Below are 25620 nucleotides of genomic sequence, written 5' to 3'. Positions count from 1 at the left end.
AACGCCGATGAGGCCAACAATATTGTCGGATTACGTCCTGCGGGCTAATCCGACCGACGCGCTTATTTCGCTGTCGCATCGTTACTGTACATGCTGGCGTATTTCCAGCCGAAGTACAGGATGAAGGTGTAGCACAGCGCCGGCACCAGGAACGACAATTGCAAGTTCATGTGGTCAGCCAGGAAACCCTGGATGAACGGCACGATGGCGCCGCCGACGATGGCCATGCACAGGATGCCCGAACCCTGGCCGGTCTGCGCGCCCAGCTTGTTCAGCGCCATGCTGAAGATGGTCGGGAACATGATGGAATTGAACAGGCCGACAGCGATCAACGCCCACATGGCGGTGTGGCCCGTGCCGAACACGGCAACGAGGATCAGGGCGATCACGATGGCGGCGTTGAAAGCGAGGGTCTTGCCCGGACTCACATAACGCATCACGGCGAAACCGACAAAGCGGCCCAGCATGGCGCCACCCCAGTAGAAGCTGACGAAATGCGCGGCGTCGGCGGCCGTCAGGCCGGCGATATGCTTCTCGCCCAGGAAGTTGATCAGGAAGCTGCCGATGCTCACTTCGCCGCCCACGTACAGGAAGATCGCCACCGCGCCCAGCACCAGGTGGCGGTGCGACCAGATCGAGACCTTGTGGCCGTCGCGCGACAGGCTTGCCGCATCGTCGGCATGCGAAATGGTCGGCAGTTTGGCCAGCGCAAACAGCACCGCCAGTACCACCAACGTGGCCGCCAGCGCCAGGTACGGGCCCTGCACGGCGGCCGCTTCCTTGGCGCGGTACGCCAGTTGCTCGGCCGCCGGCAGCAGGTCGAACTGCTCGACCGTCAATACCGTGCCAGACAGGATCAGGATGCCGCCCAGGGTCGGCGCCACCGTGGTGCCGAGCGAGTTGAACGCTTGCGTCAGCGTCAGCCGGCTCGACGCCGTCTGCGGGTCGCCCAGTTCGGTCACATAGGGATTGGCCGCCACCTGCAGCACCGTGATGCCGGACGCCAGGATAAAGAAGGCCAGCAGGAACAGCGCGTAGCTACCGGTCGAGGCCGGGTAGAACATGGCGCAACCGGCGGCGGCGATCAGGAGGCCGGCAACCACGCCGCGCTGGTAGCCGATGCGCTTGATCAGCGCGCCGGCCGGCATGGAGACGATGGCGTAGGCGCCAAAGAAACAGAACTGCACCAGCATCGCCTGCACATAGGTCAGCGTGTAGATCGAGCGCAAATGGGGAATCAGCACATCGTTCAACGATGTCAGCAGTCCCCACATGAAAAACAGCACCGTGACAATCACCAGGGCGCCCGTATTGTTCTGCGCGCCGGCCGTGGCGCGCGCGCCCTGGCCTTGCTTTACATATTCCATACCTTCTCCATTGTCAGTACCACAAATAGTGTCGTCTTGCAGTTGCCTTATATCTGTCATGCACCGCACAGCGGGTCACACAGCATCGGGGTCTGAAAACAACATCAGCCAGCATTCCAGTGTCGTAGTAATACTACTTCATTATGGTTGCATTATGCCTGAAAGCCCCGGATAGCACAGCTTGCGACACCATTATTCGATAATTGAATAGCTGACATTTGAAATCAAAAGTATACTTATAACTTGAAATGGCTATACTTATGTTGCGGTGCAGCAGTTGCTACACCCCAACTAACCGGAGCCTGCCATGTCGACCACTTTCATGTATCACAGCACCCCATCGAACAACATCGTCGCCACCCTGACCAGCATCGTCAAAGGCATCAGCGCCTTCCTTTCGCAAGGTCCCGATCACCGCGAGCGCGCTTACGAAGAAGCCTACCTGGCCGAATCGACCGACCGCTACGACCTGGAATACCGCATGCGTGAACTGTCGCGCGCCCACCCGCAGCCAAGCTGGATGAGCGGCCTGGGTCGTTAAGCAATACGGTAACAGCGCTTTACCTGTAGCAAGCAGCACCACCCCTGTCCGCGCCCGGTGCGCCAGCGACAGTCGCGATAGCACCATCCTGCTCGCCGTCCGGCTTGAGCCCAGGATGGGCTAGGCAGGCGATAAAATGCAAGCTTGCAAGATCGATCATGTTGCGCCGCATCACTGCATTTTCAGTCGCAGTGTCAAAGTTTTGCTAGTTTTACTACGAGATACTACCGATGGCGTTTTCACGTCGCCGTCGCGCCACCACTACCGTCCGGGCTGCAATCCGGCCAGCCGCCTTGCAGACCTTATGACCGTCCTGAGCCATACCCATCCCCTCGTCATCGCGCTCGAAGCACAACTGCTGCCACTGTTCCAGCAGGCGCTGCCGCGCCTGAACGCGGCCGCTCCCAACGTGCTGGCCTCGGTGTTCGCCTTTTCCACCGGCAGCGACAGCGCCTTTTTGCGCTACCACTTCGGCATTTCCTGCCTGCTTGACGATGTGCCCGACGATCAGCCCGAGGAAGTCGCCCTGCTGGTCAGCGCCGCCGGCCTCGATGGCGCAGTGCGGCTCGAAGCCAGCGTGGCCTGGGGCCAGCCTTCAGGCCTGCGCGAGGCGCACGCCGACCTGCCCGAAGCCAGCCTGGCGGCGCTAGCTGAGGCCTTGCCTGGCTTGCTGGCGGCGCTGCGGCAAGCACTGGAACGAGGCAGACCAGCCTGCGCCGTGTAGCCTGCAGTTTGCCTGTTTTCCGGCACTGTGCAGGATCGTACATACATTGCAAAAAGACAAAGCTAGGCTGTTGAAAAACAGGAGCTTGCCATGTCTTTCAACACCGCCACCACCCCATCGAATGACGCCTTCGGCAGCGCGGCGCTGGCCGCCCTGCTGGGGCCGGACACTTCCCTGCCGCCGATCGACGGCCTGCGCCGCCTGATAGCCGCCGGGCTCGACCGGCTTCCCCTGCCCGGCCATGGCGCCACCCTGCAGCGCTGGCAGGCGCTGGCGGCCATTGCCGGGGTCGACCTGGCGCTGCTCAAACTCTACGAAGGCCACACCGACGCGCTGGCGATCCTGGCCGAAATCGACGGCCCCGGCGCCGCGCCCGGCAGCAGCTGGGGCGTGTGGTGCGCCGAGATGCCCGGCGCCCGCCTCGCACTGCGCAAAACAGCGCAAGGCCATTGGCAACTGACGGGCCGCAAGGCCTGGTGCTCGGGTGCGGCCGGACTCAGCCACGCTTTGGTCAGTTGCTGGAACGAGGCCGGCGAGGCCTGCCTGGCATCGGTGGCGCTGGCGCAGCCTGGCGTGCAGGTGACGCAGGAGGGCTGGCAGGCGGTCGGCATGGCCGGCAGCGCCAGCGTCGACGTGGTGTTTTCATCGGCCCATGCGACCCCCGTCGGCGCGCCGGGCGCCTACCTGGCCCGGCCCGGCTTCTGGCATGGCGGCGCCGGCATCGCGGCCGGCTGGTATGGCGCCGCCTGCGCGATGGCCGGCTACCTGCATGCGCGCGCGGCGCAAGCGGCGGCGCCCGACCCGCTGCGCCTGGCGCAGCTGGGGCAGATCGACTGCGCACTGCGCGCCGCCGGCGCCCTGCTGCGCGAAGGCGCGCGCGAGATCGACCAGCACCCTCAGCGCGATGCGATGGCCACCGCGCTGCGCCTGCGCCTGGCCGCCGAAGACTGCGCCACCGTGGTGCTGCGACTGGCCACGCGCGCCCTGGGCGCCGGCCCGCTGTGCCGCAATGCGCACTTCGCGCGCCTGGCCGCCGATCTGCCGGTCTTGCTGCGCCAGAGCCATGCCGAACGCGACCAGGCCACCCTGGGCACGATCGTGGCCGGCGTCGCCGGCGTGGCCGACCATCCATGGAGCTTGTGACATGCACTTGAAGATGATCGCCGAACAAGAGCGCCGGATCGAGGGCGCGGGCACGCCGGACGCCGCCTGGCAGGCCTGGCCCGGCCTGGCGGCCCTGCCACCGGTGACGGCCCGCGAACTGGTGCCAGGCAGCACCCGCGCGGTCGTCGTCGCGCCCCACCCGGACGACGAAGTCCTGGCCTGCGGCGGCTTGCTGCAGCTGCTGGCGGCGCAGGGCAGCGAGGTATTGCTGGTGGCCGTCACCGACGGCGGCGGCAGCCACCCGGGCTCCGTCCTGTGGCCGAAAGAGCGGCTGTGCCGCGTGCGCCCCGAGGAATCGCGGCTGGCGGCTGGCGCCCTGGGCGTGGCGCCGTCATGGCTGCGCCTGGGCCTGCCCGATGGCGGGCTGGCCGGCAGAGTACAGCTGCTGGCCGCCGTGCTGCAAGATATCGTGCGCCCCGGCGACACCGTGCTGACCACCTGGCGTTTTGATGGCCACCCCGACCATGAAGCGTGCGGCCAGGCGTGCGCCCTGGCGGCGCGCAACTGCGGCGCCATGCTGGTGGAAATGCCGGTCTGGACCTGGCACTGGGCCGCACCGGCAGACGCGCGCGTGCCGTGGCGGCGCGCGCGCCGCCTGGCCTTGTCCGACGATGTGCTGCAGCGCAAGCGCGACGCCATGCGCTGCTTCGCCAGCCAGCTCGGTGCCGACCACTCCACCGGCCAGGAGGCGATCCTGGCGCCGCATGCGCTGCAACGCCTGCTCCATCCGTACGAGGTGTATTTCCGATGAACCCGACGTCGAACACGCTTGAGGCACGCGGCGCCTACTTTGAACAGCTGTACCGCGACGCTGCCGATCCCTGGCTGGTGCGCCAGCGCTGGTATGAAGCGCGCAAGCGCGCACTGCTGCTGGCCTGCCTGCCGCAGCAGCACTACCGCCACGCGTACGAACCGGGCTGCGGCAATGGCGAACTGACCTTGGCACTGGCGCGCCGCTGCGAACGCGTGCTGGCGGCCGACCTGTCGCCGCAGGCCTTGCTGCTGGCGCAGCAACGGCTCGACGCCGCCGGGCCGGCAGGCCATGTCACGCTGGCGCGCCACCAGTTGCCGCAGGACTGGCCGCGCACCGGCAAGAGCGCCGACAAATTCGACCTGATCGTCATCAGCGAGATCGCCTATTACCTGTCGGCCGAGGAACTGGCGCTGGTCGCCGAGCAGGCCGTGGCCAGCCTGGCGCCGGGCGGCACGATCGCCCTGTGCCACTGGCGCGCGCCGTTTGCGCAGCGCATCCTGTCGACCGTGCGCGTGCACGACGCCTTCCAGCATGCGCCCGGCCTGCACTGCCTGGTACGCCACGAGGAAAGCGATTTCCTGCTCGGCGTCTGGTCCAACGACGCGCGCTCGGTGGCGCAGAAAGAAGGTTTCGCGTGATCGGCGTGGTGGTTCCGGTGCACAATGAAGAGGCCTGCCTGGCCGCCTGCCTGGAGGCGCTGACGGCCGCCGCCACCTGCGACGCGCTCGGCGGCGAAGCGGTCTCCATCGTCATCGTGCTCGACGCCTGCAGCGACCGCTCGCAACGCATCGTGCTCGAACACGCCATGCAGGCCGATGCGCGCTGGCGCCTCGACTGCATCGCCATCGACGCGCGCAACGTGGGCGCGGCGCGCGCCGCCGGCGCCAGACTGTTGCTCGAACGCGGCGCGCGCTGGCTGGCCTTTACCGATGCCGACACCTGCGTCGCGCCCGACTGGCTGCGCAGCCAGCTGCAGCTGGATGCCGACGCCGTCTGCGGCACCATCGCCATCGACGACTGGTCGCCGCACGCAGAGCGTGCCGGCGCCCTGCGCGCGCATTTTGCCAGCACTTACACCGACGCCGACGGCCACCATCATGTCCACGGCGCCAACCTGGGCGTCTGCGCCCAGGCCTACCGGCGCGCCGGCGGCTTTGCGCCGCTGGCCTGCAGCGAAGACGTGGCGCTGGTGGCCGCCCTGCAAGAGACAGGCGCGCGCATCGCCTGGAGCGCCGCCCCGCGCGTGACCACCAGCGCCCGCCGCGACGCCAGGGCCAGGGGCGGCTTTGGCGATACCTTGCTGCAGGTGGTGGGGGCGATGACGGTGACGGAGGCGATTGAAGGACTCGTCGCCTCGACGACGCCGGCGCTCAGTGTGTAAAGGGCAATTGAGCTGTTGCTCGCCAGCGTGTCAGCACACCGCGCCGGCGTCGCTTTTTTCCTTGCTCCCAACGATTCCGAGGTAACCAGGCTAAAACATGCCCTCGCGCGGCTGGCCTTCCGATGCGCCTTGCCGCGGCAAAGCCATGATGCGTTCGCCCAAGGCGATGCCCCACCCGCTCATCTGCCTGCCGTGGCGCAGCGCCTGGCACTGCCAGCGCGACAGCGCGGCGTCGATCGCCGGGCCGGTAGCGGCCAGGCGCAGGCTGCGCGCCAGGCTCAGCGTCGCATGCTGCGGTGCAGGGTATTCCACGATGTCTGCACCTGCTGCATCGTGGCGCGGCTGACGATGTCGTCCCGCAGGTTCAGGCAGATGCGCTCCCTCAAAAGCGGGGAATGCGTTGATCGTCGTTGCATGGCTCGCCATGCCGCCTCCTCACGCCTTGTCCGCGCTCCTGATGAGCTGCAAGCAGAAGACGCTCACTACTGGGATAGGCTCTTAGCGCAATGGCCATCAATTGCACTCGCACTTCGGTATGGCCGGCTCATGTTTTGGTATAAGCCTGCCCTGCCGCGCCGGGCTGCATGGCACCGTTGCCCTGATGGCCGAAAAAGCCAGCCGCTTCGGATTCAGGCTCTTCCATTTCGCGCTCCAGCCGCTCCACCGCCTCCACCAGCGCCTGCTGCGACAGGTGCTGGATCATATGGCCTTCGCCCGGCAACAGGGTCAGCTCGCTGCCGTCGATATCGCGCTGCAGGCGCACCGAATTGTGCTTCGCGCTGGCGATCGCATCAGCGTCGCCGGCCACGATGGCCACCGGCATGCGCAGCTGCGGATAATGCGCCTGCAGCATGGCCGCGCTCGGTATCATCATCGCCGTTTCCTCCGCTTCGGCGCGCAGCTGCCTGGGCCGCAGCGCCATCCACGGCGACAGGCGCCTGAAGCTGTCGGGCACCGGCGACGGCGCGAACGCGCGCCTGATCGCGAGTGGCCACAGCAATCGTCCCAGCAAGGGCGACACGGTATGGGCCAACACATCACCAACAAGGGGAATGGCCGGCGTCGCGGTCAGCACATCGAGCCGCACGCTGGGATAGTAATAGCCGGACGCCAGCACCAGCGCCTGCACCAGTTGCGGACGTTGCAGTCCCAGCGAAATGGCCACCAGCGTGGCCCAGGAATGGGCCAGCACCACGGCGCGCTCCACCCCCAGCTGGTCCAGCGCGGCGGCCAGCAATGCGGCCTGGGCGGCGGGAGTCCACCAGGTGCCGCGCGGCCGCTCGCTGTAGCCGAAGCCGGGCCGGTCGAAAGCGATCACGCGGTGGTTGGCGGCCAGTTGCCCGAGCAGGCCGGCGTGGCGAAAATCTTCCGCGATCACGCCATTGCCGTGCAATAGCAGCACCACCGGCCCTTCGCCCTGGCTCAAATAATGCTGGCGCACGCCGTTCACATCGATAAAATCGCCGGTCGGCGGATGCGCGCTTTCCGCCTGCCGGCGCTTGCCGCGCACTACCAGCCACGCCGCGCAAAGGGCGGCGGCGCCCAGGGCCCAGCGCCCAGCGCCACCACTTCTGCGTGGCGCCTTGTTGTCCGATGCATGCTTGTCCATGGTTTCTCCTGATCGGTTGGTGAAATGACATGATGCCGATGGACCCGGGGTCTGGCGATAGGCGGCTGGCGGTGCGCCACGTAGGAAAAACACCTGCCCGGCAAGCGCTGCAAAAACCACAGATCGTCATGAAAATGCCATGCAAGATGGACAGAGTTACAAGCTAAAAACTATAATTGCGAGTGATTATCATTTAGATTCTTATTTACCAATGCTTTTGGAGTTCTGATGTCCCGCCAACGCGCCACTGCCCGCCCCCTGTTCGTCCTGCATCGCTTACGGCATGCCGCCCGCATCACCTTGCTGTGCGCCAGCACCCTGATACTGCCGATGGCATCGGCCCAAGCCGACACGGCTGAAACCGACGCGACCATGCCAGCCATCACCATCACCGGCACGGCCGACAAGGGCACCTCGACCGAAAATTCACGCTCGCTCGCGTCCGGCAAGTCCAGCCTGTTCAAGGGTTTTGAGTCGAACCGCGAGATCCCGCAGCCGGTCACCGTCATCACGCGCCAGCTGCTCGACGATCGGGCGTTTTTCGACATGAACGAAGTGCTGCAGAACACGCCGGGCGTGACGGTCGATTATGTCGACAGCGAACGGGTGCAGTATTTTTCGCGCGGCTATTCGATCGACGCGATGCAGGTCGACGGCCTGACGATCACGCAAGGCGGCTCGATCTTTATCCAGCCCGACACCGCCGTGCTCGACCATGTAGAAGTGCTGCGCGGCGCCTCCGGCATGCTGCGCGGCTCGGGCAGCCCGTCGGCCACCGTCAATATGGTGCGCAAGCGCCCGACCAGGACCTTCCAGGCCAACCTGGGCCTGTCGCTCGGTTCGTGGGACCGCCGCCGCCTGGAAGCGGACGTCTCCGGCCCGCTCAATGACGACGGCAGCGTCCGTGGCCGCCTGGTCGCCGTCAAGGACAAAAAGACGTTCTTCCAGGATGCCAAGGATGAAAACCGCAAGGTGCTGTACGGCGTGCTGGCGATCGACCTGAGCAAGAACACCACCCTGACCACCAGCTTGCAGCATACCGACCTCGACGCCACCGGCGCCTGGGGCGGCCTGCCGGGCAACTTCGACGGCTCCTCGCTGAACCTGCCGCGCAATACTTACCTGGGCGCCGACTGGAACCGCTGGAACCGCTACAACCAGCAGGCCTTCGTCGAACTGGAACATCGCTTCGCTAACGAGTGGACGGTCAAACTGAGCAGCGAATACACGCGCATGCGCATGGACGACAACGGCTTCAAGCAAAGCTATTTCACGCGCTCGTCCACCACCAATCCCTATCTGTTCGGCGTGACGACGTCGCTCTACACCGGCGACGCCGGCGACCAGGAAGCCACCGGCCTGACCGCCAGCGGCCCGTTCACGCTGTTCGGCCGCAAGCACCAGCTGGTGTTCGGCGGCGAAAGCCTGCGCACCAAGGCGCGCGCCACGGCCGGCAAGTTCAACCTGAATCCATTGACCAATGTCGATATCCGCAACTGGAACCCCTACACCAGCTATGCCGACCAGGATGTGACGGCCACCAATACCTTGCTGCCGACCTACACGCGCCAGCGAGGCCTGTTCGGCACGGCCCGCCTGTCGATCACCGATCCGCTGGCCGTCATCCTCGGCGCGCGCGCCAGCTGGTGGGACTACAAGGCGCCCGCCACGCCGGCGTCCAACTATGAAATCAAGCACGAGATCACGCCGTTTGCCGGCATCACCTACGACATCACGCCGCAGGTCAACGCCTACCTGAGCTACACGGAAATCTTCACGCCGCAAAACGTCAAGGACGTCAACAACAACTTGTTGAAACCGATCACGGGCGAAGACTATGAAGCGGGCCTGAAAGGCGAATTTTTCGGTGGCAAGCTGACCGCCTCGGCCGGCATCTTCCATATCAATAACGAAGGCCGCGCGGTCGACGACATCGGCTCGAAAAATCCTTGCGGCCCATCGAACCCGACCGGCTACTGCCGCATCGCGGACGGCAAGACGCAAAGCGAAGGCTGGGAACTGGAAGTGGCCGGCGAGATCCTGCCGGGCTGGCAGCTGACAGGCGGCTACACCAACACGCGCACCAAATACCTCGTCGACGCCACCCGGGCCAACGTCGGCCAGCCGCTGCGCAGCATCGACCCGCGCCAGCAACTGCGCCTGTTTACCAGCTACCGCGCCAGCGGCGCCTTGCAAGGCCTGAGCTTTGGCGGCGGCGTGGCGGTGCAGGACGACTCGTATGTGCGTTCCGGCGCCCTGACCGCCAGGCAGGGCGGCTACGCCATCTTCAACGCCATGGCCGGCTACGAATTGAGCAATGGCTATTCGGTGCAGGTCAACGTCAACAACCTGACCGACAAGGTGTATTACAAAAAATATGGCGCGACCGGCCTCAGCTACTACTACGGCGACCCGCGCAATGTGGTGGTGAGCTTGCGCGCGCAGTTCTAGGCCTGGCGCTGCTTCCAGGTACCCCACCATATCAGCCACAGCAAGCCCACCTGTATCGGCAGGCGCAGCCACAGCGCCCACAGCGGCACCGGGAACAGTTCAGGTCGTTGCAGCATGTAGAAATGCGCAGGCGTGACGGCGATGGTCAGCAGGAACAGGCCGATGCCGGCCGCCCGGCGCGTGCGTCGATGCAGGACGCCGAAGGCGCCCAGCAGCTCGAACACGCCGCTGACCAGCACGGCCGCCATCGGCCATGGCATCCACGGCGGCACGATGGTCGCTTCGGTGTCGGTGGCCACAAAATGCAGGATGCCGCCGATAAAGAACCACAGGAAGACAAAGCCGATGCCGATAAGCTGGCCCCTGCCCGGCTTGTGCTCATGTAAAACAGTCATCGGGCATCCGTCGCAATGTGCTTAGGGCTGCCTGGCCGCCACCTGCGCCAGGGTCGTTTGCAGGGCCGCGAAGTCGACCGGCTTGGTCAGGTGCAGGTCAAAGCCGGCCTGCTGCGAGCGCAGGCGGTCCTGCTCGCTGCCCCAGCCGGTCAGCGCGATCAGGGTCGCCTGCTGCATGCCGTCCATCTTGCGCATGGCCACCGCCACCGCATAGCCATCCATGTCGGGCAGGCCGATATCGAGCAGCACCAGCGGCACCGGTGACTGCGCCGCCAGTTCCAGCGCGCTGGCGCCGTCATGGGCCACCATCACCTCGTAGCCGCTGAACTCGAGCAGCGCGCTCAGGGTTTCGGCCGCATCGACATTGTCGTCGACCAGCAGCACCTGCATCGCGGTCGCGGACGCGGGCGCCGATGCTGCTGGCGCAGCTGTTTGCGCCACCGCCTCGGGCAACTGATCGCCATCGAACAAGGGCAGGCGCACGGTAAAGCGGCTGCCGTGACCGATGCCGGCGCTGGCCGCTTCCACCTGGCCGCCATGCAGCTGCACCAGCCGCTGCGCCAGGCTCAGGCCCACCCCCAGGCCGCCCTGCGACATGCCTTCGCTGCCGGGCGCCTGCGCATACAGGTCGAACACGGTGGCCAGCACGTCGGCGGCGATGCCCACGCCGTTGTCCCGCACATCGATCACCACCTGCTTCGCCACCGCATCGATGCGCGCGGCGACAGTGATGGCGCCGCCTTGCGGCGTATATTTCGCGGCATTGTTGACCAGGTTGCTGAGCACCTGCGCAATCCGGTGCCGGTCCACATGCAGCGCCACGCCGCCGGGCGGCAGTTTGACATCGAGCTGATGTCCGCCTGCGGTCACCAGCGGCATGCTGATCTCGATCGCCTGGGTGACCACCACATCGAGCGTCACCGCCTCGCGCTTGAGGTTCAGCTTGCCGCTGGTCAGGCGCGCCATGTCCAGCAAATCGTCAACCAGGTGCACCATGTGATTGACCTGGCGTTCCATCATGCCGCGGATATCGTGGTGGGTACCGGCCGGTGCGCCGGCGCGCATCAGCTCCAGGCCCGTGCGTATTGGCGCCAGCGGGTTGCGCAGCTCGTGCGCCAGGGTGACCAAAAATTCGCTCTGCATGCGGTTCTTCAAGCCCAGCTCGCCCGCCAGCGCTTCGGCGCGCTCCTGCAGCAGCTTGAGTTCATGCACGTCGATCACCGTGCCGACATAGCCGGCCGGCTGGCCGCTGTCGTCAAACCGCGGCATGCCGATATCGATCGCCCAGCGGTACTGGCCATCCTGGCGGCGCAGCCGGTAGTCGAACGAAAACGGCGCGTGGCTGGCATTGGCGGCCAGGAACTGCTCGCGCGTGCGCGCCATATCGTCCGCGTGCAGGTTTTCCAGCCAGCCAAAGCCCAGGTCCTGCGCCTGGCGGCGCCCGGTAAAGTCGGACCAGCGCTGGCTCAGGTAAGTGCAGCTGCCGCTCACGTCGGTGGTCCACAGCATCACCGGCGACGCATCGATGAGGGTGCGGAAATACGCTTCCTGCTTGAGCGCTTCCCGGCTTTGCTGGCGGCGCTCGCGCGCCAGGCCGAGCTGGCGCTCTACCCTCGCCTGCAGTTCGCTGGCGGCAAACGGCTTGACCAGATAATCGTCGGCGCCGGCGCGCAAGCCTTCGACCTTGGCTTCCTCGCCGGCGCGCGCCGACAGCAGCATCACCGGCAGGTGGCGCAGCGACTCGGTGGCGCGCAGCCGGGCGATCAGGCCGAATCCATCGAGTTTGGGCATCATCACGTCGCTCACCAGCAGGTCGGGCGGGTCGGCCAGCAGCAGCTCGAACGCCGCCTCGCCATCGGCGCAGGCCGTCACGTCGGCATAGGCGCCCAGCAGCGACTTGATATAGGCGCGCATGTCGTTGTTGTCGTCGGCCACCACGATGCGTGGCCGCGCGCGCGCCGTGGCAACGACTGGCGAGGCAGCCGATGCGGCTGCGGCTGCGGGCGCCGGATCGGCGGCATCGGGCAGCCAGCGCAGGGCTTCCTCGACAAACGAGGCGCCCTGCTGCGTATTGGCGTCATCGAAGTGGCGCGCCAGGCGTTCGGCCGGCAGGTGTTCGCTGCCGAACGGCAGGTCGACATCGAAGCGCGTGCCCTCGCCTTCCACACTGTGCACGGCGATCGTGCCGCCATGCAGGCGCACCAGTTCCTGGATCAGTGCCAGGCCGATGCCGGTACCCTCATAGGTGCGTCCCGGCGCGCCCTCGATGCGGTGAAAACGCTCGAACATGCGCGGCAGTTCATGCGCGGGAATGCCGCTGCCGGTATCGCACACCGACAGGCGCGCCATGCCGTCGTGGCGGCGCAAGGTGACCGCCACTTCGCCCTGCAAGGTGAACTTGAAGGCGTTCGACAGCAGGTTGAAGACGATCTTTTCCCACATGTCGCGGTCGATGTACACCGGCTCGCCCAGGTCCTGCAAGTGAACCGTGTAGGCCAGGCCGCCCTTTTCCATCGCCGACTCGAACACGCCGGCCAGCTCCAGGGTCACCTGGCGCAGGTCGGACGCCACATAGGTCGCCATCACCCGGCCAGCCTCGATGCGCGAAAAGTCGAGCAGGGAGTTGACCAGCTTTAACAGGCGCAGCGAATTGCGGTGCGTGACCTCGATGCGCTGGCGCTGTACCGGATCGAGCTGATGGCGCGTGTCGGCCAGCGACTCGGCCAGCGGCCCCAGGATCAGGGTCAGCGGCGTGCGAAATTCATGCGATACATTGGAAAAGAAGGCCGTCTTGGAGCGGTCGATCTCGGCCAGCTCCTCGGCGCGGCGCTGCTCGCGTTCATACGCCAGCACATTACCGACGGCGGTGTTGACGGCGCCGCCGAGCAGCGCATAAAAGTTGAAGTAATCATCGTCCAGCGCGCGGCAGGCGCTGGCGCCGGCCACCAGGAAACCGAACAGCGCCGCCTGGCCCGGCAAGGCCAGCGGCAGCACCATGGCGCTGCGCGGCAGCTCCTGGTAGGGACCGCAAGCGGCCAGGCCGAAGCGCGCCTCCAGGCCGTCGACCTGCTGCATCACGCCGGCCCGGGCGGTGGCGGCAAACGGCCAGACGGCGTCGTCCAAGGCGGCACTGGAGGGCGCCAGCGCACTGTCCACCGGCAGGCCGGCGCTAGCGCGCAGCAGCACCTGGCCGCTGTCGGCGTCGATCTGGTAGAACAGCAAAAAAGGCACATCGAGCGCCAGGCTGTCGTACTGGCTGGCCATCTGCGCACCCACTTCGGGTATCGCGCGCGCCGTGCCGATCGCCGCGCTCAGGTCGCGCAGGCCCTGCGTGCGCCGCGCATTGAGCACCTGCCCGGTCGACTCGGTAATCGGGTGGAATACGCCGCCGACCTTGCCCGACTCGTCGCGGATCGACGAAAACGAGAACGTCATGAAGGCTTCTTCCAGGTAGCCATAGCGGTCGAGGAACATGCGCTGGTCGCGGATATACGCGCCCTCGCCTTCATGCGCGCGGTCGAACGCATCGCCGACCACCGGCAAGGCGGTGGCCCAGCACACCTTGAACGGCTCGCCCATCGATTCGGGATGCTTGGCGCCGCAGATCGGACGGTACGCATCGTTATAGATCTGCACGTCCTGCGGCCCCCACGCCACCAGGATGGGAAAGGTCGACGACAGGCACAGGCTGACGGACGTGCGCAGGCTTTGCGGCCAGCTTTCCAGCGGCCCCAGCGAGGTTTTTGACCAGTCCATGGTGCGGATCAGCGCCCCCATCTCGCCACCGCCGGAAAGCCAGTTGAGGTCGTGGTTTAACGGGGGCGTGGCGGGCAAGAGAGAGGACTGGGTCACGGAGGTTGTACCGGGCAGAAAATGGATCGGGTGGGCGCAAGAATTCGCTGCCATATTATATGACGGGACGGCCGATGGCTTGCGGGCAGCTCGAAGAAGTGCGCGTTGGCCTACTTGCCGTAAGCGCCCGCCCAATAAAAAGCACCCCGCAGGGCCAATGCCGTTCAGTTAGCTCGCCTACGCTGTCAGGAAACTCGCAAAACGGATTGAGGCCTCGGTCTCCAGCACAGGCCCACCGGGCCAAGCGGGTCCGAAAAATGTCGAGGGCAAGGCGCAGCGACGAAGACAGTACGCATGGTCGGCCAGGAGCTGCAACGCCGCCATCGGCATTTTCTCGGACTCGCGTCTCCGGCCCGCCGTTTCTACGTTTTCAGGCCTTACGCATTCAACGCATCAGACAGCTTAACTGAACGGCATTACCCCGCAGGGCGCTTGTCCGTGCCGCTGCGCAGATGCATGAAGTTCGCCAGGGGCAGGAATTACAGATCGTCGACATCTGCCTGCGCATGCTGCAGCCGCGCGAACTGTTCCGAGCCCAGGGCTTCCCCGACGGTTACATCATCGCGGCGATGCTGCCCGGGGCTGGCCAAGGCCCTGATCCTCGCCAACTTCGCGCATGAACGCCAGATCGCAAAGGTGGCGTGATGGGCACCCCACCTATTGAAAAATTACTTTATGGGCCCATGCAATGCAACCAGGCCCTGGAAAACCGCAGCGATCACAGCGGGATCATTTTGAAACGCGCTGTCGAAATGAATGCCCACCAACGTCCGCGCATTGTTAAGCAAGGCGCCGCCAACTGCTTCGATTTCGCGAGCCCTTTCTTGAACCTCAAGCTCGACGTCCGAATCCCATGGTTCTACGGTCATAGTCAATCTCCAGTGATGGTAAAAGGTAAGCATATAGCATGATGATTAATCCAGCTCGCACCACTAGCCACCACCTGGCGAGCCAAGCCGCACCCGCATATTTGCTGATCCGAAACGCAGCACCTGCGGCAAGCTCAGCAAGTGGCCGCCTGGCAGCAAAAATGCGTCGCCGACAGCAAGGGCGAAAGTCAGCGTTTCAAGTGGTTTCACAAGGAGTAATGTGAGGCCGCTGACTTGTAGGGGCAAACATCGCGCCCATGAAAAAGGCCAATCCGAAGATTGGCCTAAGTCCTTGAATCTATTGGTCGGGACGAGAGGATTCGAACCTCTGACCCCGTGCACCCCATGCACGTACGCTACCAGGCTGCGCTACGCCCCGACGAGGTAAAGATTATAGCAGACGCTTTTGGGTTTTTGCCATGCTTTCCATGCGAATCATTGCCGGGATCAAAAACCCGCCAGCGTCCTCTTATTCGCCCAGCATCAGCGCGCGTATGGCCGTGCGTACGCCGTCGACCAGGCCGGGGTTCAGCACGCCCGGGTTGTGCACATGGCGCACCGCCAGGCCCTGGTACATGGCGATCATGGCGTTGATGCGCCCTTCCACCAGGTCTTCGCCGGCGGGCAGGCCGCGCTTTTCGCGGGCCGCCGTGACGATGGCGAACAGCTGGCCGCGCGAGCGCTGGTCGGCCGCCTGCATGGTGGCGGCGATCTTCGGGTTGCGCGATGCTTCCGAGTGGATCTCGAGCGGCACCGCCCAGATTGACGGGTCCAGGCATTCCTGCACCCGTTTCTCGACGTCGTCGATCATCGCCTGCAGCGGATCGTCGCTCTGCGCCAGGTCGTGCATGATGTTCGACACGCGCTCCATGTTCTGCTCGACAAAGGCGGCGATGATGGCGTCCTTGCTGTCGAAGTAGTTGTAGATATGGCCGGCGCTCATGCCGGCGGTCTTCGAAATTTCCGCCATGCTGGCGCCGTGAAAGCCGTGCCGGCTGAAACAGCAGGCGGCCGCATCCAGCACCTGTTTGCGGCGGCTGTTGGCCCGCTCCAGGCTCGGATGTTTTTTCTCTTGATTCATGTTTTTTCCCGTTGCGCGCCGGCCCTGCCCTTGCGGACAAGGCCGGCGTCGGCGTGCCCGTGATTACTGGGCAGCGCCAGCCGCTGCGACGGCTGTTTGCTCAGGCTGCCAACCGCCGCCCAGCACCTTGTACAAGGTCACCAGGTTGGTCGATTTGGCCAGGCGCGCCGTGATCAGGCTTTGCTGCGCGGTGTACAGCGCGCGCTGGGCGATCAGGGCGTTCAGGTAGGTTTCCGCGCCCTGCTTGTAGCGCGCGTCCTGGATGGTGTAGCTCTTCGTCGACGCCTCGACCAGCGCTTCCTGCGACTGCAGGCGCTCGTCGATGGTGCCGCGCTGGGCCAGCGCGTCGGACACTTCACGGAAGGCGACCTGGATCGCCTTTTCGTATTGCGCCACCGAGATCTCGCGATTGACCTTGGCGATATCGAGGTTGGCGCGGTTCACGCCACCATCGAAAATCGGCAGGCTGATCTGCGGAAGGAAACTCCAGGCGCCGCTGCCGGCCTTGAACAGGCCGGACAGGCTGCTGCTGGCCGAACCGGCGGTGGCGGTCAACGAAATGCGCGGGAAGAAGGCGGCGCGCGCCGCGCCGATATTGGCGTTGGCGGCGCGCAAAGTGCGCTCGGCCACCAGCACGTCGGGACGGCGTTGCAGCACCTCCGACGGCACGCCGGCGGGCACATCGGCCAGGGTGGCCACCGCGCCGAATTCGGCTTGCGGCATCAGTTCGGCTGGCACGCCGCTGCCGACCAGGAGGGTCAAAGCGTTCTGGTCGAGCGCGACCTGGCTGGTGTAGACGGCCACGTCGGAACGGGCCAGCTCCACGCTGGTCTGGGCGTTGTACTTGTCCAGGCCCGAGGTGGCGCCGGCGCTGAAGCGGCGCTCGGCCAGGGTATAGCTGGCCTGCTGGCTGCGCAGGGTGTCCTGCGCCACGCGCAGGCGCTGCTGGTCGGCCACCAGGTTCAGGTAGCTGCTGGCCACTTCGGACACCAGCGTGATCTGCTGGGCGCGGCGGGCTTCTTCGGTACCCAGGTATTGTTCCAGCGCGCTGTCGGACAGGCTGCGCACGCGGCCGAAAAAGTCCAGCTCGTAGGCCGACACGCCAAGGTTGGCCGTGTACTGGCGCGTGATCGACGCGTCGCCGTTGGCGCTCTGGTTTTTCGGAATGCGCGTGGCCGTCTGGCCGCCCGAGGCCGACAGGGTCGGTATCAGGGCAGCGCGTTCGATGCCGTAGGTGGCGCGGGCTTTTTCGATGTTCAGGATCGACACGCGCAAATCACGGTTGTTGGCCAGCGCCAGTTCGATCACCTGGCGCAGGCGCGCGTCGGCAAAGAAATCGCGCCAGGCGATGTCGGACACCGCCGTGGCGCCGGCTGGCGCGTCGGCCTTGTACGACGGGCCGCTCGGCCAGGCGCTTGGGGACGGCGCGGCTGGACGCTCGTAGGTGGGAGCCAGGCTGCAGCCGGCCAGCAAGGCCAGCGCCGCCATGGAAAGTAGCGTTTTTTTCATATTAATGTGCATCCTTGGAAAGCGTGACGGCTGGCGCACCAGGCGTCGCTGGCGTACCTTGCTTGTCATCGGACTTCGAGAAGAAGCCGCGCACCAGCACGAAGAACACCGGCACGAAGAAGATACCGAGGAAGGTGGCTGTCAGCATCCCGCCCAGCACGCCGATACCGATGGCGTTCTGGCTGCCCGAACCGGCGCCGCTGGAAATGGCCAGTGGCAGCACGCCCAGGCCGAAAGCGATCGAGGTCATCAGAATAGGACGCAGGCGCAGGCGCACCGCATGCAAGGTCGCGTCCAGCAGCGACATGCCCGATTCCTGCATTTCCTTCGCAAACTCGACGATCAGAATCGCGTTCTTCGCCGACAGGCCCACCACGGTCAGCAAGCCCACCTGGAAGTAGACATCGTTCGACAGGCCGAACAGCCAGGTGCCGAGCACGGTACCGATCACGCCCAGCGGCACGACCAGCAGCACCGAGAACGGAATCGACCAGCTTTCATACAGCGCGGCCAGGCACAGGAACACGATCAGCAGCGAAATGGCGTACAGCTGCGGCGTCTGCGAACCGGACTCGCGCTCTTCGAGCGAGGTGCCGGTCCACGACAGGCCGATGCCAGGCGGCAGCTTGGCGACCATTTCTTCCATCGCATTCATGGCCGCGCCCGTGCTTTGGCCAGGCGCCGGCGTGCCGAGGATTTCCATCGATGGCAAGCCGTTGTAGCGCTCCAGGCGTGGCGAAGCGTAGATCCACTTGCCGGTGGCAAAGGCCGAGAACGGCACCATTTCGCCGGCGCTATTGCGCACGTACCACTTGCTCAGGTCTTCCGGCACCATGCGCGAACTGGCTTCGCCCTGCATGTAGACCTTCTTCACGCGGCCGCGGTCGATGAAGTCATTCACATACGCACTACCCCAGCCGACGGACAGCACGCGGTTGATTTCGTCGATCTTCAGGCCCAGCGAGGTGGCTTTCTGCTGGTCGATGTCGATCTTGTACTGCGGCGTGTCTTCCTGGCCGTTCGGACGCACGCCGACCATGACCGGGTTTTGCGCGGCCATGCCCAGCAGCTGGTTACGCGCCGCCATCAGGGCGTCATGCCCGACGCCGCCGGTGTCCTGCAGCTGCATGTCGAAACCGGTGGCGTTACCCAGTTCCAGCACCGCCGGTGGCGCAAACGTAAACACCATCGCGTCTTTCAGCTGCAGCAGCGCGCCCATGGCGCGGCCGGCAACGGCGGACGCCTTGGCGTCGCCCGCCTTGCGTTCGGACCAGTCTTTCAGGCGCACGAAGGCGATACCGGTGTTCTGGCCATTGCCGCCGAAGCTGAAGCCGGCCACCGCAAACACCGAAGCGACATTGGCTTTTTCATTGGTCATGAAGTGCTGCTCGACCTGCTTGATGACGCCCAGGGTGCGCTCTTGCGTGGCGCCCGTCGGCAGCTGGATCTGGGTAAACAGGATGCCCTGGTCTTCTTCCGGCAGGAACGACGTTGGCAGGCGCATGAACACCAGCACCAGCGCCACCAGCAGCACCAGGTACATCAGCATCGAACGCAGGCGGTGGGTGATCATGCTGCCCACGAAGCCCTGGTATTTTTCGCTGCTGCGGTCAAAACTGCGGTTGAACCAGCCGAAGAAACCCTTGTTGGTGGCGTGATGGCCTTTTTCGACCGGCTTCAGGATGGTGGCGCACAGCGCTGGCGTAAACACCATCGCGACGATCACCGACAGCACCATCGAGGAGACGATCGTAATGGAAAACTGGCGGTAAATCACGCCGGTCGAGCCGGCAAAGAAGGCCATCGGCACGAACACGGCCGACAGCACCATGGCGATACCGACCAGCGCACCGGTAATCTGCGTCATCGACTTGCGCGTCGCTTCCAGCGGCGACAAGCCCTCTTCGCTCATCACCCGCTCGACGTTTTCCACCACCACGATGGCGTCATCGACCAGCAAGCCGATCGCCAGCACCATGGCGAACATGGTCAGCGTATTGATCGAGTAGCCGAAAGCGTTCAGGATACCGAAGGTACCGAGCAGCACCACCGGCACGGCCATGGTCGGGATCAGGGTGGCACGGAAGTTCTGCAGGAACAGATACATCACCAGGAATACCAGGATCACCGCTTCGACCAGGGTTTTCACCACTTCTTCGATCGACAGCTTGACGAATGGCGTGGTGTCGAACGCGACGACGGCTTTCATGCCAGCCGGGAACTGCTTGCCCAGGGTAGCGACCATCGCCTTGACGGCGGTGGCGGTGTCGAGCGCATTGGCGCCGGTGGCCAGCTTGATGGCGATACCGGTGGCGGCGTTGCCGTTGTAGCGGGCCACCGTGTTGTAGTTCTCGCGGCCCAGCTCCATGCGCGCCACGTCCTTCAACAGCACTTGCGCGCCGCCGGTGGTGGTTTTCAGCAGGATGGCGCCGAACTGCTCGGCGGTCTGCAGCCGGCTTTGCGCCGAGACGGTGGCGTTCAGCTGCTGGCCAGCAACGGCTGGCGCGCCGCCCAACTCACCGGCCGATACTTCGGCGTTCTGCGCCTGGATCGAGGTGATGACGTCGGCCGGGGTCAGCTGGAAGCTTTGCAGCTTGGCCGGATCGAGCCAGATGCGCATCGCGTACTGCGAACCGAACAGGGTGACGTCGCCGACGCCGGGCACGCGGCTCAGCGGATCGACCACGTTGGCGGCGACGTAATCGCTCAAGTCGGTCTGGTTCATGCTGCCGTCTTCGGAGATGAAGCCGAACACGATCATGAAGTTCTTGGTGGCCTTGGCCACTACCAGGCCCTGTTGCGTGACAGCGGTCGGCAGCAGTGGCGTGGCCAGCTGCAGCTTGTTCTGTACCTGCACCTGGGCGATGTCGGGATTGGTGCCGTTGGTAAACGTCAGCGTGATGCTGATGCCGCCGGTCGAATCGCTCGACGAGGACATATAGCGCAAGCCGTCGATACCCTTCATCTTCTGTTCGATGACCTGGGTCACGGCGTCTTCCACCGTCTTGGCCGAGGCGCCAGGGTAGGAGCCGCTGATCGAGATCGACGGCGGCGCGATGCTTGGATACTGCGCAATGGGCAAACTGAGGATCGAGATTATGCCGGCAAGCATGATCACGATCGCGACCACCCACGCAAAAATCGGGCGGTCAATGAAAAAACGGGCCATTAATATTCTCCTGAATTATTGGGCGCTGGCCGCTGGTGCGGACGCGGCTGGTGCGGCGCCTGGTGCGGCTGGCGCGCCACCGGCTGCGGCGGGCGCGGCGGCAGGCACGGCGACGGCAGGTGCGCCCGGCTTGATTTTTTGCAAGCCTTCCACGATCACACGGTCGCCGGCGGCCAGGCCGGACGTCACGATCCAGCTGGTGCCGGAGGTGCCGTTGGTGGTGATGACGCGCGGCTCGACCTTGTTTTCCTTGTTCAGGATCATGGCGGTGGCTTCGCCCTTCTGGTTGCGCGACACGCCCACTTGCGGCACGGTAATGGCCTTGTCGTTGATACCGGTTTCCAGCTGGGCACGTACGAACATGCCTGGCAGCAGCTCGCCTTTCGGATTCGGGAACAGCGCGCGCAGCACCACGTTGCCGGTGGTCGGCTCGACGCTGACGCCGGAGAACTGCAGCTTGCCCGGTTCGCTGTACTTGCTGCCGTCCGGCAAGATCAAATTGACCTTGGCCTGGCCGTCGCCAGCTTTCTTCAGGCTGCCGTCGGCCAGCTGGCGCTTCAGGCGCAGCAGGTCGGTGCTCGACTGGGTCACGTCGACATAGATCGGATCGAGCTGCTGCACCGTGGTCAGGGCTTCGGCCTGGCCGGCGGTCACCAGCGCGCCGGCCGTCACGGTCGAGCGGCTGGTGCGGCCGCTGATCGGTGCCGTCACGGTGGTGTAGCGCACGTTGATATTGGCCGATTCCAGCGCGGCGGTGGCCGCTTCCACATCGGCCTTGGCCTGCTCGTAGGCGGCGACGGCATCGTCGTATTCCTGGCGGCTGACGCCTTCGATGGCGACCAGTTCCTTGTAGCGCGCGGCTTTCGGACCGGAAGTGAGCAGGTTGGCCTTGGCCTTGGTCAATGCGGCCTTGGCCGAATTGTAGGAAGCACGGTAGCTGGCCGAGTCGATCTGGTACAGCGGCGTGCCGGCTTTTACATCGGCGCCTTCGACGAACAGGCGCTTCTGGATCAGGCCGCCCACTTGCGGACGCACATCGGCCACTTGATACGCATTGGTCCGGCCGGACAGGTCGGCCACCATCGGCAACGCGGCCGGATTAACAGTAAACACGACTACCTGCGGCGCTTGCTGCGGCGGCGGGGCGGCCTGTTTTTTACTGCAGCCGGCCATCATTACTGTGGCGCACAGGACGGCAATAGCGCCGCTCGTACGCGGCGACGTCAGGGAAAATGTTGGTTGCATCTTGGACTTTCTGAAAAAGAAGCGGGCTAGTGTCGTTAGAAATGGGGAAATTTATTAACGCAGATCAAAGAATGAACGATCATTCTAAAATCGTCAAGCAGATTTACAATTGATACATGGAAACTTTTTCCAATTCTTTGATGATCGGTACGGCAACGATTCAGTCACGGCAGTGGCTTGCCTTGCGTGAAACAGAGCTGGCAGGCGACGGTACGACGGTGTGGCGGGGAAGGATTTGCACAGCTACTGTAGCAGGGTCGCGCTTTTTTTGCTTGCCAGCATGGCAAGCGTTGCGCCAGCACCAAAGCCGGCCTCATCAACATACTTATTTACCAATGGTATCGAAAAGACATTATCATGCAAATCCATTACCATATTTACCGGCCTGAATGGACAGGCTGGCCAATACGGCTGAGGCGGTTTGCCTGGCCGGGAACAGCGAGCGGCAATGACGACACCGGCACCCATGCAAGCAAACACCCTGCCGCAGCCTGCCACGGTGCTGCGCTCGACCGGCGTGCCGGGGCTCGATGCGATCCTGTCGGGCGGCATGGAACCGGACCGCCTGTACCTGCTCGAAGGCATACCGGGCACCGGCAAGACCACCCTGGCGCTGCAGTTCCTGATGGAAGGCGTGCGCGCCGGTGAACGCGTGCTGTACATGGCGCTGGCCGAATCCGAAATCGAATTGCGCGGCGCGGCCCGCTCGCACGGCTGGGACCTGGCCGGCATCGGCATCGAGGAAGTGGCGCCCAGCGACGACATGCTCGACCCGGACCGCCAGTACACCATCTTCCACCCGTCCGAGATCGAACTGGCGGCCACCAACCAGCGCATCCTGGCGGCGATCGACAAGCACCGGCCAGCCAGGCTGGTGCTCGATTCCCTGTCAGAACTGCAACTGCTGGCGGAAAACCCGCTGCGCTACCGGCGCCAGGTGGTGGCGCTGAAACAATACCTGGCCAGCCGCCACTGCACCACCGTGCTGATCGACGACCGCTCCGCCATGGACGACGGCTTGCAGGTGCGCAGCGTGGCCCATTGCGTGATCTCGCTCGAACTGCAGACCCAGGCCTATGGCAATGACCGGCGCCGCGTGCGCGTGGTGAAATACCGCGGCGTGGCGTTTCGCGGCGGCGCGCACGACTACAAGATCGCCCATCGTGGCCTGGTGGTCTATCCGCGCCTGGTGGCGGCCGACAGCCGCAGCGACACCATGCGCGCCAGCCTGTCGAGCGGCGTGGAGGAACTCGACGCCATGATAGGCGGCGGCCTGGAAGAAGGCATGAGCACGCTCATTTCCGGCCCGGCCGGCAGCGGCAAGTCGACTCTGGCGGCGCAGTTCGTGCATGCGGCCGCCTTGCGCGGCGAAGCGTGCGCCATGTTCCTGTTCGAGGAAGCGCGCAGCAAGCTGCTCAACCGTACCGACGGCGTGGGCATGCGCTTGCGCGAGGCGCTCGACAAGGGCCTGCTCAGCGTACAGCAGATCGATCCGGCCGAACTGACACCCGGTGAATTCGCCCAGGCGGTGGTCGACGCAGCCGAACGCGGGGCGCGCGTGATTGTCATCGACAGCCTGAACGGCTACATGAACGCGGTGCCCGACGAACGCTTTCAAAGCACCTATCTGCACGAGCTGCTGAACTACCTGAGCCAGCGCGGCGTGGCCACCTTGCTGGTGGGGGTGCAGCAGAACATGATCGGCATGGCGACCACCACCTCGGCCGACGCCAGCTACCTGGCCGACAGCGTCATCATGCTGCGCTACTACGAAACCGAAGGCGAAGTGCGGCAAGCCATCTCCGTGTTCAAGAAACGCGCTGGTGCACATGAACGCAGTATCCGCCGCTTCGAGATCGGCGCGCAGGGCATCCGCATCGGCCCGGCGCTGGCGGGCTTCCACGGCATCCTGTCGGGCATGCCCACCGTCGGCGGCACGCCCTTCCCCTAGGTTGCAACATGGAACAGCGCATCCTGATCCACGCGCCGGCAGGCCAGGACGCCGCCCTGGCCGTCAGGGTGCTGGCCAGCGGCGCCATCGACAGCCTGGCCTGCGCCTCGGCCGGCGAACTGGCGCAGCAGCTGAGCCTGGGCGCGGGCGGCGTGCTGACGGTGGAAGAAGCGCTGCCTGCGGGCGCCTGGCAGGTACTCAACGATTACGCGCGGCAGCAAGCTGACTGGTCAGACCTGCCGATCCTGCTGCTCACGCGCAGCGGCCAGGATTCCCTGCCGCTGCGGCAGGCCATCGCCACCCTGGGCAACCTGACCCTGCTGGAACGACCGGTGCGCGCAGTGACCCTGATCACCTCGGCCCACGCCATGCTGCGCGCCCGCGCGCGCCAGTACCAGGTGCGCGAAAGCGCGCGCCGCAAGGATGAATTCATCGCCACCCTGGGCCACGAGTTGCGCAATCCGCTGGCGCCGATCCGCAGCTCGGCCGCCGTGCTGAGCCGGCTGTATCCGGACGCCGAGCAGATCACCAAGGTCAGGGACGTGATCGAGCGCCAGGTTGCGCAGCTCACGCGCCTGGTCGACGACTTGCTCGACGTGGCGCGCATCACCACCGGCAAGGTAACCTTGCAGCGCCAGGATGTGCTGCTCGGGCAGATCATCGGCCATGTGGTGGAACTGTGCCAGGAACCGGCCAGCGCCAAGGGCATCGCGCTGACGCTGGACTTGCCGCCGCAACCGCTACTGCTGCACGCCGACCATACACGCCTGGTGCAGATTTTCTCGAATATTGTCTCGAACGCCATCAAATTCACGCCGCCGGGCGGCCACATCCACATCAGCGCGCAGATGGCCGGCGAACAGGTGCAGGTGAGCCTGGCGGACAATGGCATCGGTCTCGATGCCGAAGCGATTCCGCGCATCTTTTCGATGTTCGAGCAAAGCCGCGCGCCATCGGGACAGCTGGCCAGCGGCCTGGGCATTGGCCTGAGCCTGGCGCGCCAGTTTGCCGAACTGCATGGCGGCAGCGTGCAAGCGTATAGCGCCGGCGCAGGGCAAGGCAGCCGTTTCGTGGTCACCCTGCCGGCCTGGGAAGCGCCACAGTCAGTGGTCGCGCCGGCCGCACCGGGCCCGGCGAACGCGGCCCCGGGCGCGGCCGTGCGGATACTGGTGGTGGACGACAACCGCGATGCGGCCGACGCGCTGCAAACCATGTTCCAGCTCGATGGCCATGTGGCGGTGGTCGCCTACGACGGCCAGCAGGCTTTGGCGCAAGTGGCGCTGGCCTGGCCGCGGCTGATCGTGATGGACCTGGGCATGCCGGGCATGGATGGCTATGAAACGGCGCGCCAGGTGCGCCGGCTGGCCAACGGGCGCGATTGCCTGATGATCGCGCTGACGGGCTGGGGCCAGGGCGACACCCGCCAGCGCACCGTGGAGGCGGGCTTCGACTTTCACCTGACCAAGCCGGCCGACTACATGGCGATTACCGCGCTGCTGGAACAGCACCTTGCATCGCATCGAGCCAGAACCGCCCAAATGTGACACTTGTTTTCTCA

At 65.1% G+C, this 25620-nt stretch carries 20 protein-coding genes and 1 tRNA gene; 10 read left to right on the top strand and 11 right to left on the bottom strand.

Features of this window, described 5'->3' with window-relative positions; genetic code table 11:
• Positions 1 to 62 precede the first annotated feature (62 nt).
• Positions 63 to 1367 (bottom strand): L-fucose:H+ symporter permease, encoded by a 1305-nt coding sequence (fucP, locus tag ASR47_RS25175; protein WP_065310531.1) that lies wholly within the window; start codon positions 1365 to 1367, stop codon positions 63 to 65.
• 307 nt (positions 1368 to 1674) lie between these two features.
• On the opposite strand from fucP, the gene ASR47_RS25170 reads away from it, so the two are divergent.
• The 6 genes from ASR47_RS25170 to ASR47_RS25145 all read left to right on the top strand — a co-directional run bounded on the left by ASR47_RS25170 (position 1675) and on the right by ASR47_RS25145 (position 5931).
• Positions 1675 to 1908 carry a DUF3563 family protein gene (locus tag ASR47_RS25170; RefSeq protein ID WP_425402763.1) on the top strand — a complete coding sequence of 78 codons (234 nt, stop codon included), beginning with the start codon at positions 1675 to 1677 and terminating at the stop codon, positions 1906 to 1908.
• A 304-nt stretch (positions 1909 to 2212) separates the two neighbouring features.
• On the top strand, positions 2213 to 2632 hold the full coding sequence (locus ASR47_RS25165; RefSeq protein WP_065310530.1) for a hypothetical protein: 420 nt from the start codon (positions 2213 to 2215) through the stop codon (positions 2630 to 2632).
• Positions 2633 to 2722: 90 nt separating this feature from the next.
• Positions 2723 to 3775, top strand: a complete 1053-nt coding sequence (locus ASR47_RS25160) for an acyl-CoA dehydrogenase family protein (protein ID WP_065310529.1) — start codon at positions 2723 to 2725, stop codon at positions 3773 to 3775.
• Position 3776: 1 nt separating this feature from the next.
• Positions 3777 to 4547, top strand: a complete 771-nt coding sequence (locus ASR47_RS25155; protein ID WP_245714465.1) for a PIG-L deacetylase family protein — start codon at positions 3777 to 3779, stop codon at positions 4545 to 4547.
• Positions 4544 to 5188, top strand: a complete 645-nt coding sequence (locus tag ASR47_RS25150; RefSeq protein WP_065310528.1) for a class I SAM-dependent DNA methyltransferase — start codon at positions 4544 to 4546, stop codon at positions 5186 to 5188. Before ASR47_RS25155 ends, ASR47_RS25150 begins: the two co-directional genes overlap by 4 nt.
• A complete protein-coding gene (locus tag ASR47_RS25145) occupies positions 5185 to 5931 on the top strand; it encodes a glycosyltransferase family 2 protein (protein ID WP_065310527.1) in 747 nt (248 codons plus the stop codon). Before ASR47_RS25150 ends, ASR47_RS25145 begins: the two co-directional genes overlap by 4 nt.
• 90 nt (positions 5932 to 6021) lie before the next feature.
• Here the strand turns inward: ASR47_RS25145 and ASR47_RS25140 are convergent, their stop codons facing one another.
• Together ASR47_RS25140 and ASR47_RS25135 are read right to left on the bottom strand one after the other, a co-directional pair.
• Complete coding sequence (locus tag ASR47_RS25140) at positions 6022 to 6243, bottom strand: hypothetical protein (protein ID WP_065310526.1); 222 nt, start codon at positions 6241 to 6243, stop codon at positions 6022 to 6024.
• Between the two features lie 232 nt (positions 6244 to 6475).
• Positions 6476 to 7540 carry an alpha/beta fold hydrolase gene (locus ASR47_RS25135; RefSeq protein ID WP_065310525.1) on the bottom strand — a complete coding sequence of 355 codons (1065 nt, stop codon included), beginning with the start codon at positions 7538 to 7540 and terminating at the stop codon, positions 6476 to 6478.
• 228 nt (positions 7541 to 7768) lie between these two features.
• On the opposite strand from ASR47_RS25135, the gene ASR47_RS25130 reads away from it, so the two are divergent.
• Positions 7769 to 9991: a TonB-dependent siderophore receptor gene (locus ASR47_RS25130; protein ID WP_065310524.1), complete on the top strand. Its 2223-nt coding sequence runs from the start codon at positions 7769 to 7771 to the stop codon at positions 9989 to 9991.
• Here ASR47_RS25130 and ASR47_RS25125 read toward each other — a convergent pair.
• Positions 9988 to 10386, bottom strand: a complete 399-nt coding sequence (locus tag ASR47_RS25125) for a DoxX family protein (protein ID WP_065310523.1) — start codon at positions 10384 to 10386, stop codon at positions 9988 to 9990. The genes ASR47_RS25130 and ASR47_RS25125 overlap by 4 nt on opposite strands.
• A 21-nt stretch (positions 10387 to 10407) precedes the next feature.
• A complete protein-coding gene (locus ASR47_RS25120; RefSeq protein WP_065310522.1) occupies positions 10408 to 14238 on the bottom strand; it encodes an ATP-binding protein in 3831 nt (1276 codons plus the stop codon).
• Positions 14239 to 14690: 452 nt separating this feature from the next.
• On the opposite strand from ASR47_RS25120, the gene ASR47_RS27600 reads away from it, so the two are divergent.
• Positions 14691 to 14858, top strand: a complete 168-nt coding sequence (locus ASR47_RS27600; protein WP_171899031.1) for a hypothetical protein — start codon at positions 14691 to 14693, stop codon at positions 14856 to 14858.
• A 48-nt stretch (positions 14859 to 14906) separates the two neighbouring features.
• On the opposite strand, the gene ASR47_RS25115 is transcribed toward ASR47_RS27600, so the two are convergent.
• The 6 genes from ASR47_RS25115 to ASR47_RS25090 all read right to left on the bottom strand — a co-directional run bounded on the left by ASR47_RS25115 (position 14907) and on the right by ASR47_RS25090 (position 22111).
• Positions 14907 to 15107, bottom strand: coding sequence for a hypothetical protein (locus ASR47_RS25115; RefSeq protein ID WP_065310521.1), 201 nt, complete (start codon positions 15105 to 15107; stop codon positions 14907 to 14909).
• 302 nt (positions 15108 to 15409) lie between these two features.
• A tRNA-Pro gene (locus ASR47_RS25110) sits at positions 15410 to 15486 on the bottom strand.
• Positions 15487 to 15576: 90 nt separating this feature from the next.
• Complete coding sequence (locus ASR47_RS25105) at positions 15577 to 16188, bottom strand: TetR/AcrR family transcriptional regulator (RefSeq protein WP_065310520.1); 612 nt, start codon at positions 16186 to 16188, stop codon at positions 15577 to 15579.
• A gap of 63 nt (positions 16189 to 16251) precedes the next feature.
• Entirely contained in the window at positions 16252 to 17697 is a 1446-nt protein-coding gene (gene adeC / locus ASR47_RS25100) for an AdeC/AdeK/OprM family multidrug efflux complex outer membrane factor (RefSeq protein WP_065310519.1), read from the bottom strand.
• 1 nt (position 17698) lies between these two features.
• Entirely contained in the window at positions 17699 to 20866 is a 3168-nt protein-coding gene (locus tag ASR47_RS25095; RefSeq protein WP_065310518.1) for an efflux RND transporter permease subunit, read from the bottom strand.
• A gap of 15 nt (positions 20867 to 20881) precedes the next feature.
• Positions 20882 to 22111 (bottom strand): efflux RND transporter periplasmic adaptor subunit, encoded by a 1230-nt coding sequence (locus tag ASR47_RS25090; protein WP_065310517.1) that lies wholly within the window; start codon positions 22109 to 22111, stop codon positions 20882 to 20884.
• Between the two features lie 466 nt (positions 22112 to 22577).
• Here ASR47_RS25090 and ASR47_RS25085 point away from each other — a divergent pair, with 466 nt between their 5' ends.
• Positions 22578 to 24062: an ATPase domain-containing protein gene (locus tag ASR47_RS25085; protein WP_065310516.1), complete on the top strand. Its 1485-nt coding sequence runs from the start codon at positions 22578 to 22580 to the stop codon at positions 24060 to 24062.
• An 8-nt stretch (positions 24063 to 24070) separates the two neighbouring features.
• Entirely contained in the window at positions 24071 to 25606 is a 1536-nt protein-coding gene (locus ASR47_RS25080; protein ID WP_065310515.1) for a hybrid sensor histidine kinase/response regulator, read from the top strand.
• The last annotated feature ends 14 nt before the right edge of the window (positions 25607 to 25620 follow it).

The organism is Janthinobacterium psychrotolerans (assembly GCF_001677885.1).
Lineage (GTDB): Bacteria > Pseudomonadota > Gammaproteobacteria > Burkholderiales > Burkholderiaceae_D > Janthinobacterium > Janthinobacterium psychrotolerans.
The sequence above is the reverse complement of the archived record's forward strand: the minus strand, read 5'-3'. Positions and strand labels throughout refer to the sequence as shown.

Excerpts from the sequence above, each read along its gene's own strand:
- fucP (WP_065310531.1), bottom strand. The coding sequence starts at position 1,367 with ATGGAATATGTAAAGCAAGGCCAGGGCGCGCGCGCCACGGCCGGCGCG.
- ASR47_RS25170 (WP_425402763.1), top strand. The coding sequence starts at position 1,675 with ATGTCGACCACTTTCATGTATCACAGCACCCCATCGAACAACATCGTC.
- ASR47_RS25165 (WP_065310530.1), top strand. The coding sequence starts at position 2,213 with ATGACCGTCCTGAGCCATACCCATCCCCTCGTCATCGCGCTCGAAGCA.
- ASR47_RS25160 (WP_065310529.1), top strand. The coding sequence starts at position 2,723 with ATGTCTTTCAACACCGCCACCACCCCATCGAATGACGCCTTCGGCAGC.
- ASR47_RS25155 (WP_245714465.1), top strand. The coding sequence starts at position 3,777 with ATGCACTTGAAGATGATCGCCGAACAAGAGCGCCGGATCGAGGGCGCG.
- ASR47_RS25150 (WP_065310528.1), top strand. The coding sequence starts at position 4,544 with ATGAACCCGACGTCGAACACGCTTGAGGCACGCGGCGCCTACTTTGAA.
- ASR47_RS25135 (WP_065310525.1), bottom strand. The coding sequence starts at position 7,540 with ATGGACAAGCATGCATCGGACAACAAGGCGCCACGCAGAAGTGGTGGC.
- ASR47_RS25130 (WP_065310524.1), top strand. The coding sequence starts at position 7,769 with ATGTCCCGCCAACGCGCCACTGCCCGCCCCCTGTTCGTCCTGCATCGC.
- ASR47_RS25125 (WP_065310523.1), bottom strand. The coding sequence starts at position 10,386 with ATGACTGTTTTACATGAGCACAAGCCGGGCAGGGGCCAGCTTATCGGC.
- ASR47_RS27600 (WP_171899031.1), top strand. The coding sequence starts at position 14,691 with ATGCATGAAGTTCGCCAGGGGCAGGAATTACAGATCGTCGACATCTGC.
- ASR47_RS25115 (WP_065310521.1), bottom strand. The coding sequence starts at position 15,107 with ATGACCGTAGAACCATGGGATTCGGACGTCGAGCTTGAGGTTCAAGAA.
- ASR47_RS25105 (WP_065310520.1), bottom strand. The coding sequence starts at position 16,188 with ATGAATCAAGAGAAAAAACATCCGAGCCTGGAGCGGGCCAACAGCCGC.
- adeC (WP_065310519.1), bottom strand. The coding sequence starts at position 17,697 with ATGAAAAAAACGCTACTTTCCATGGCGGCGCTGGCCTTGCTGGCCGGC.
- ASR47_RS25095 (WP_065310518.1), bottom strand. The coding sequence starts at position 20,866 with ATGGCCCGTTTTTTCATTGACCGCCCGATTTTTGCGTGGGTGGTCGCG.
- ASR47_RS25090 (WP_065310517.1), bottom strand. The coding sequence starts at position 22,111 with ATGCAACCAACATTTTCCCTGACGTCGCCGCGTACGAGCGGCGCTATT.
- ASR47_RS25085 (WP_065310516.1), top strand. The coding sequence starts at position 22,578 with ATGCAAGCAAACACCCTGCCGCAGCCTGCCACGGTGCTGCGCTCGACC.
- ASR47_RS25080 (WP_065310515.1), top strand. The coding sequence starts at position 24,071 with ATGGAACAGCGCATCCTGATCCACGCGCCGGCAGGCCAGGACGCCGCC.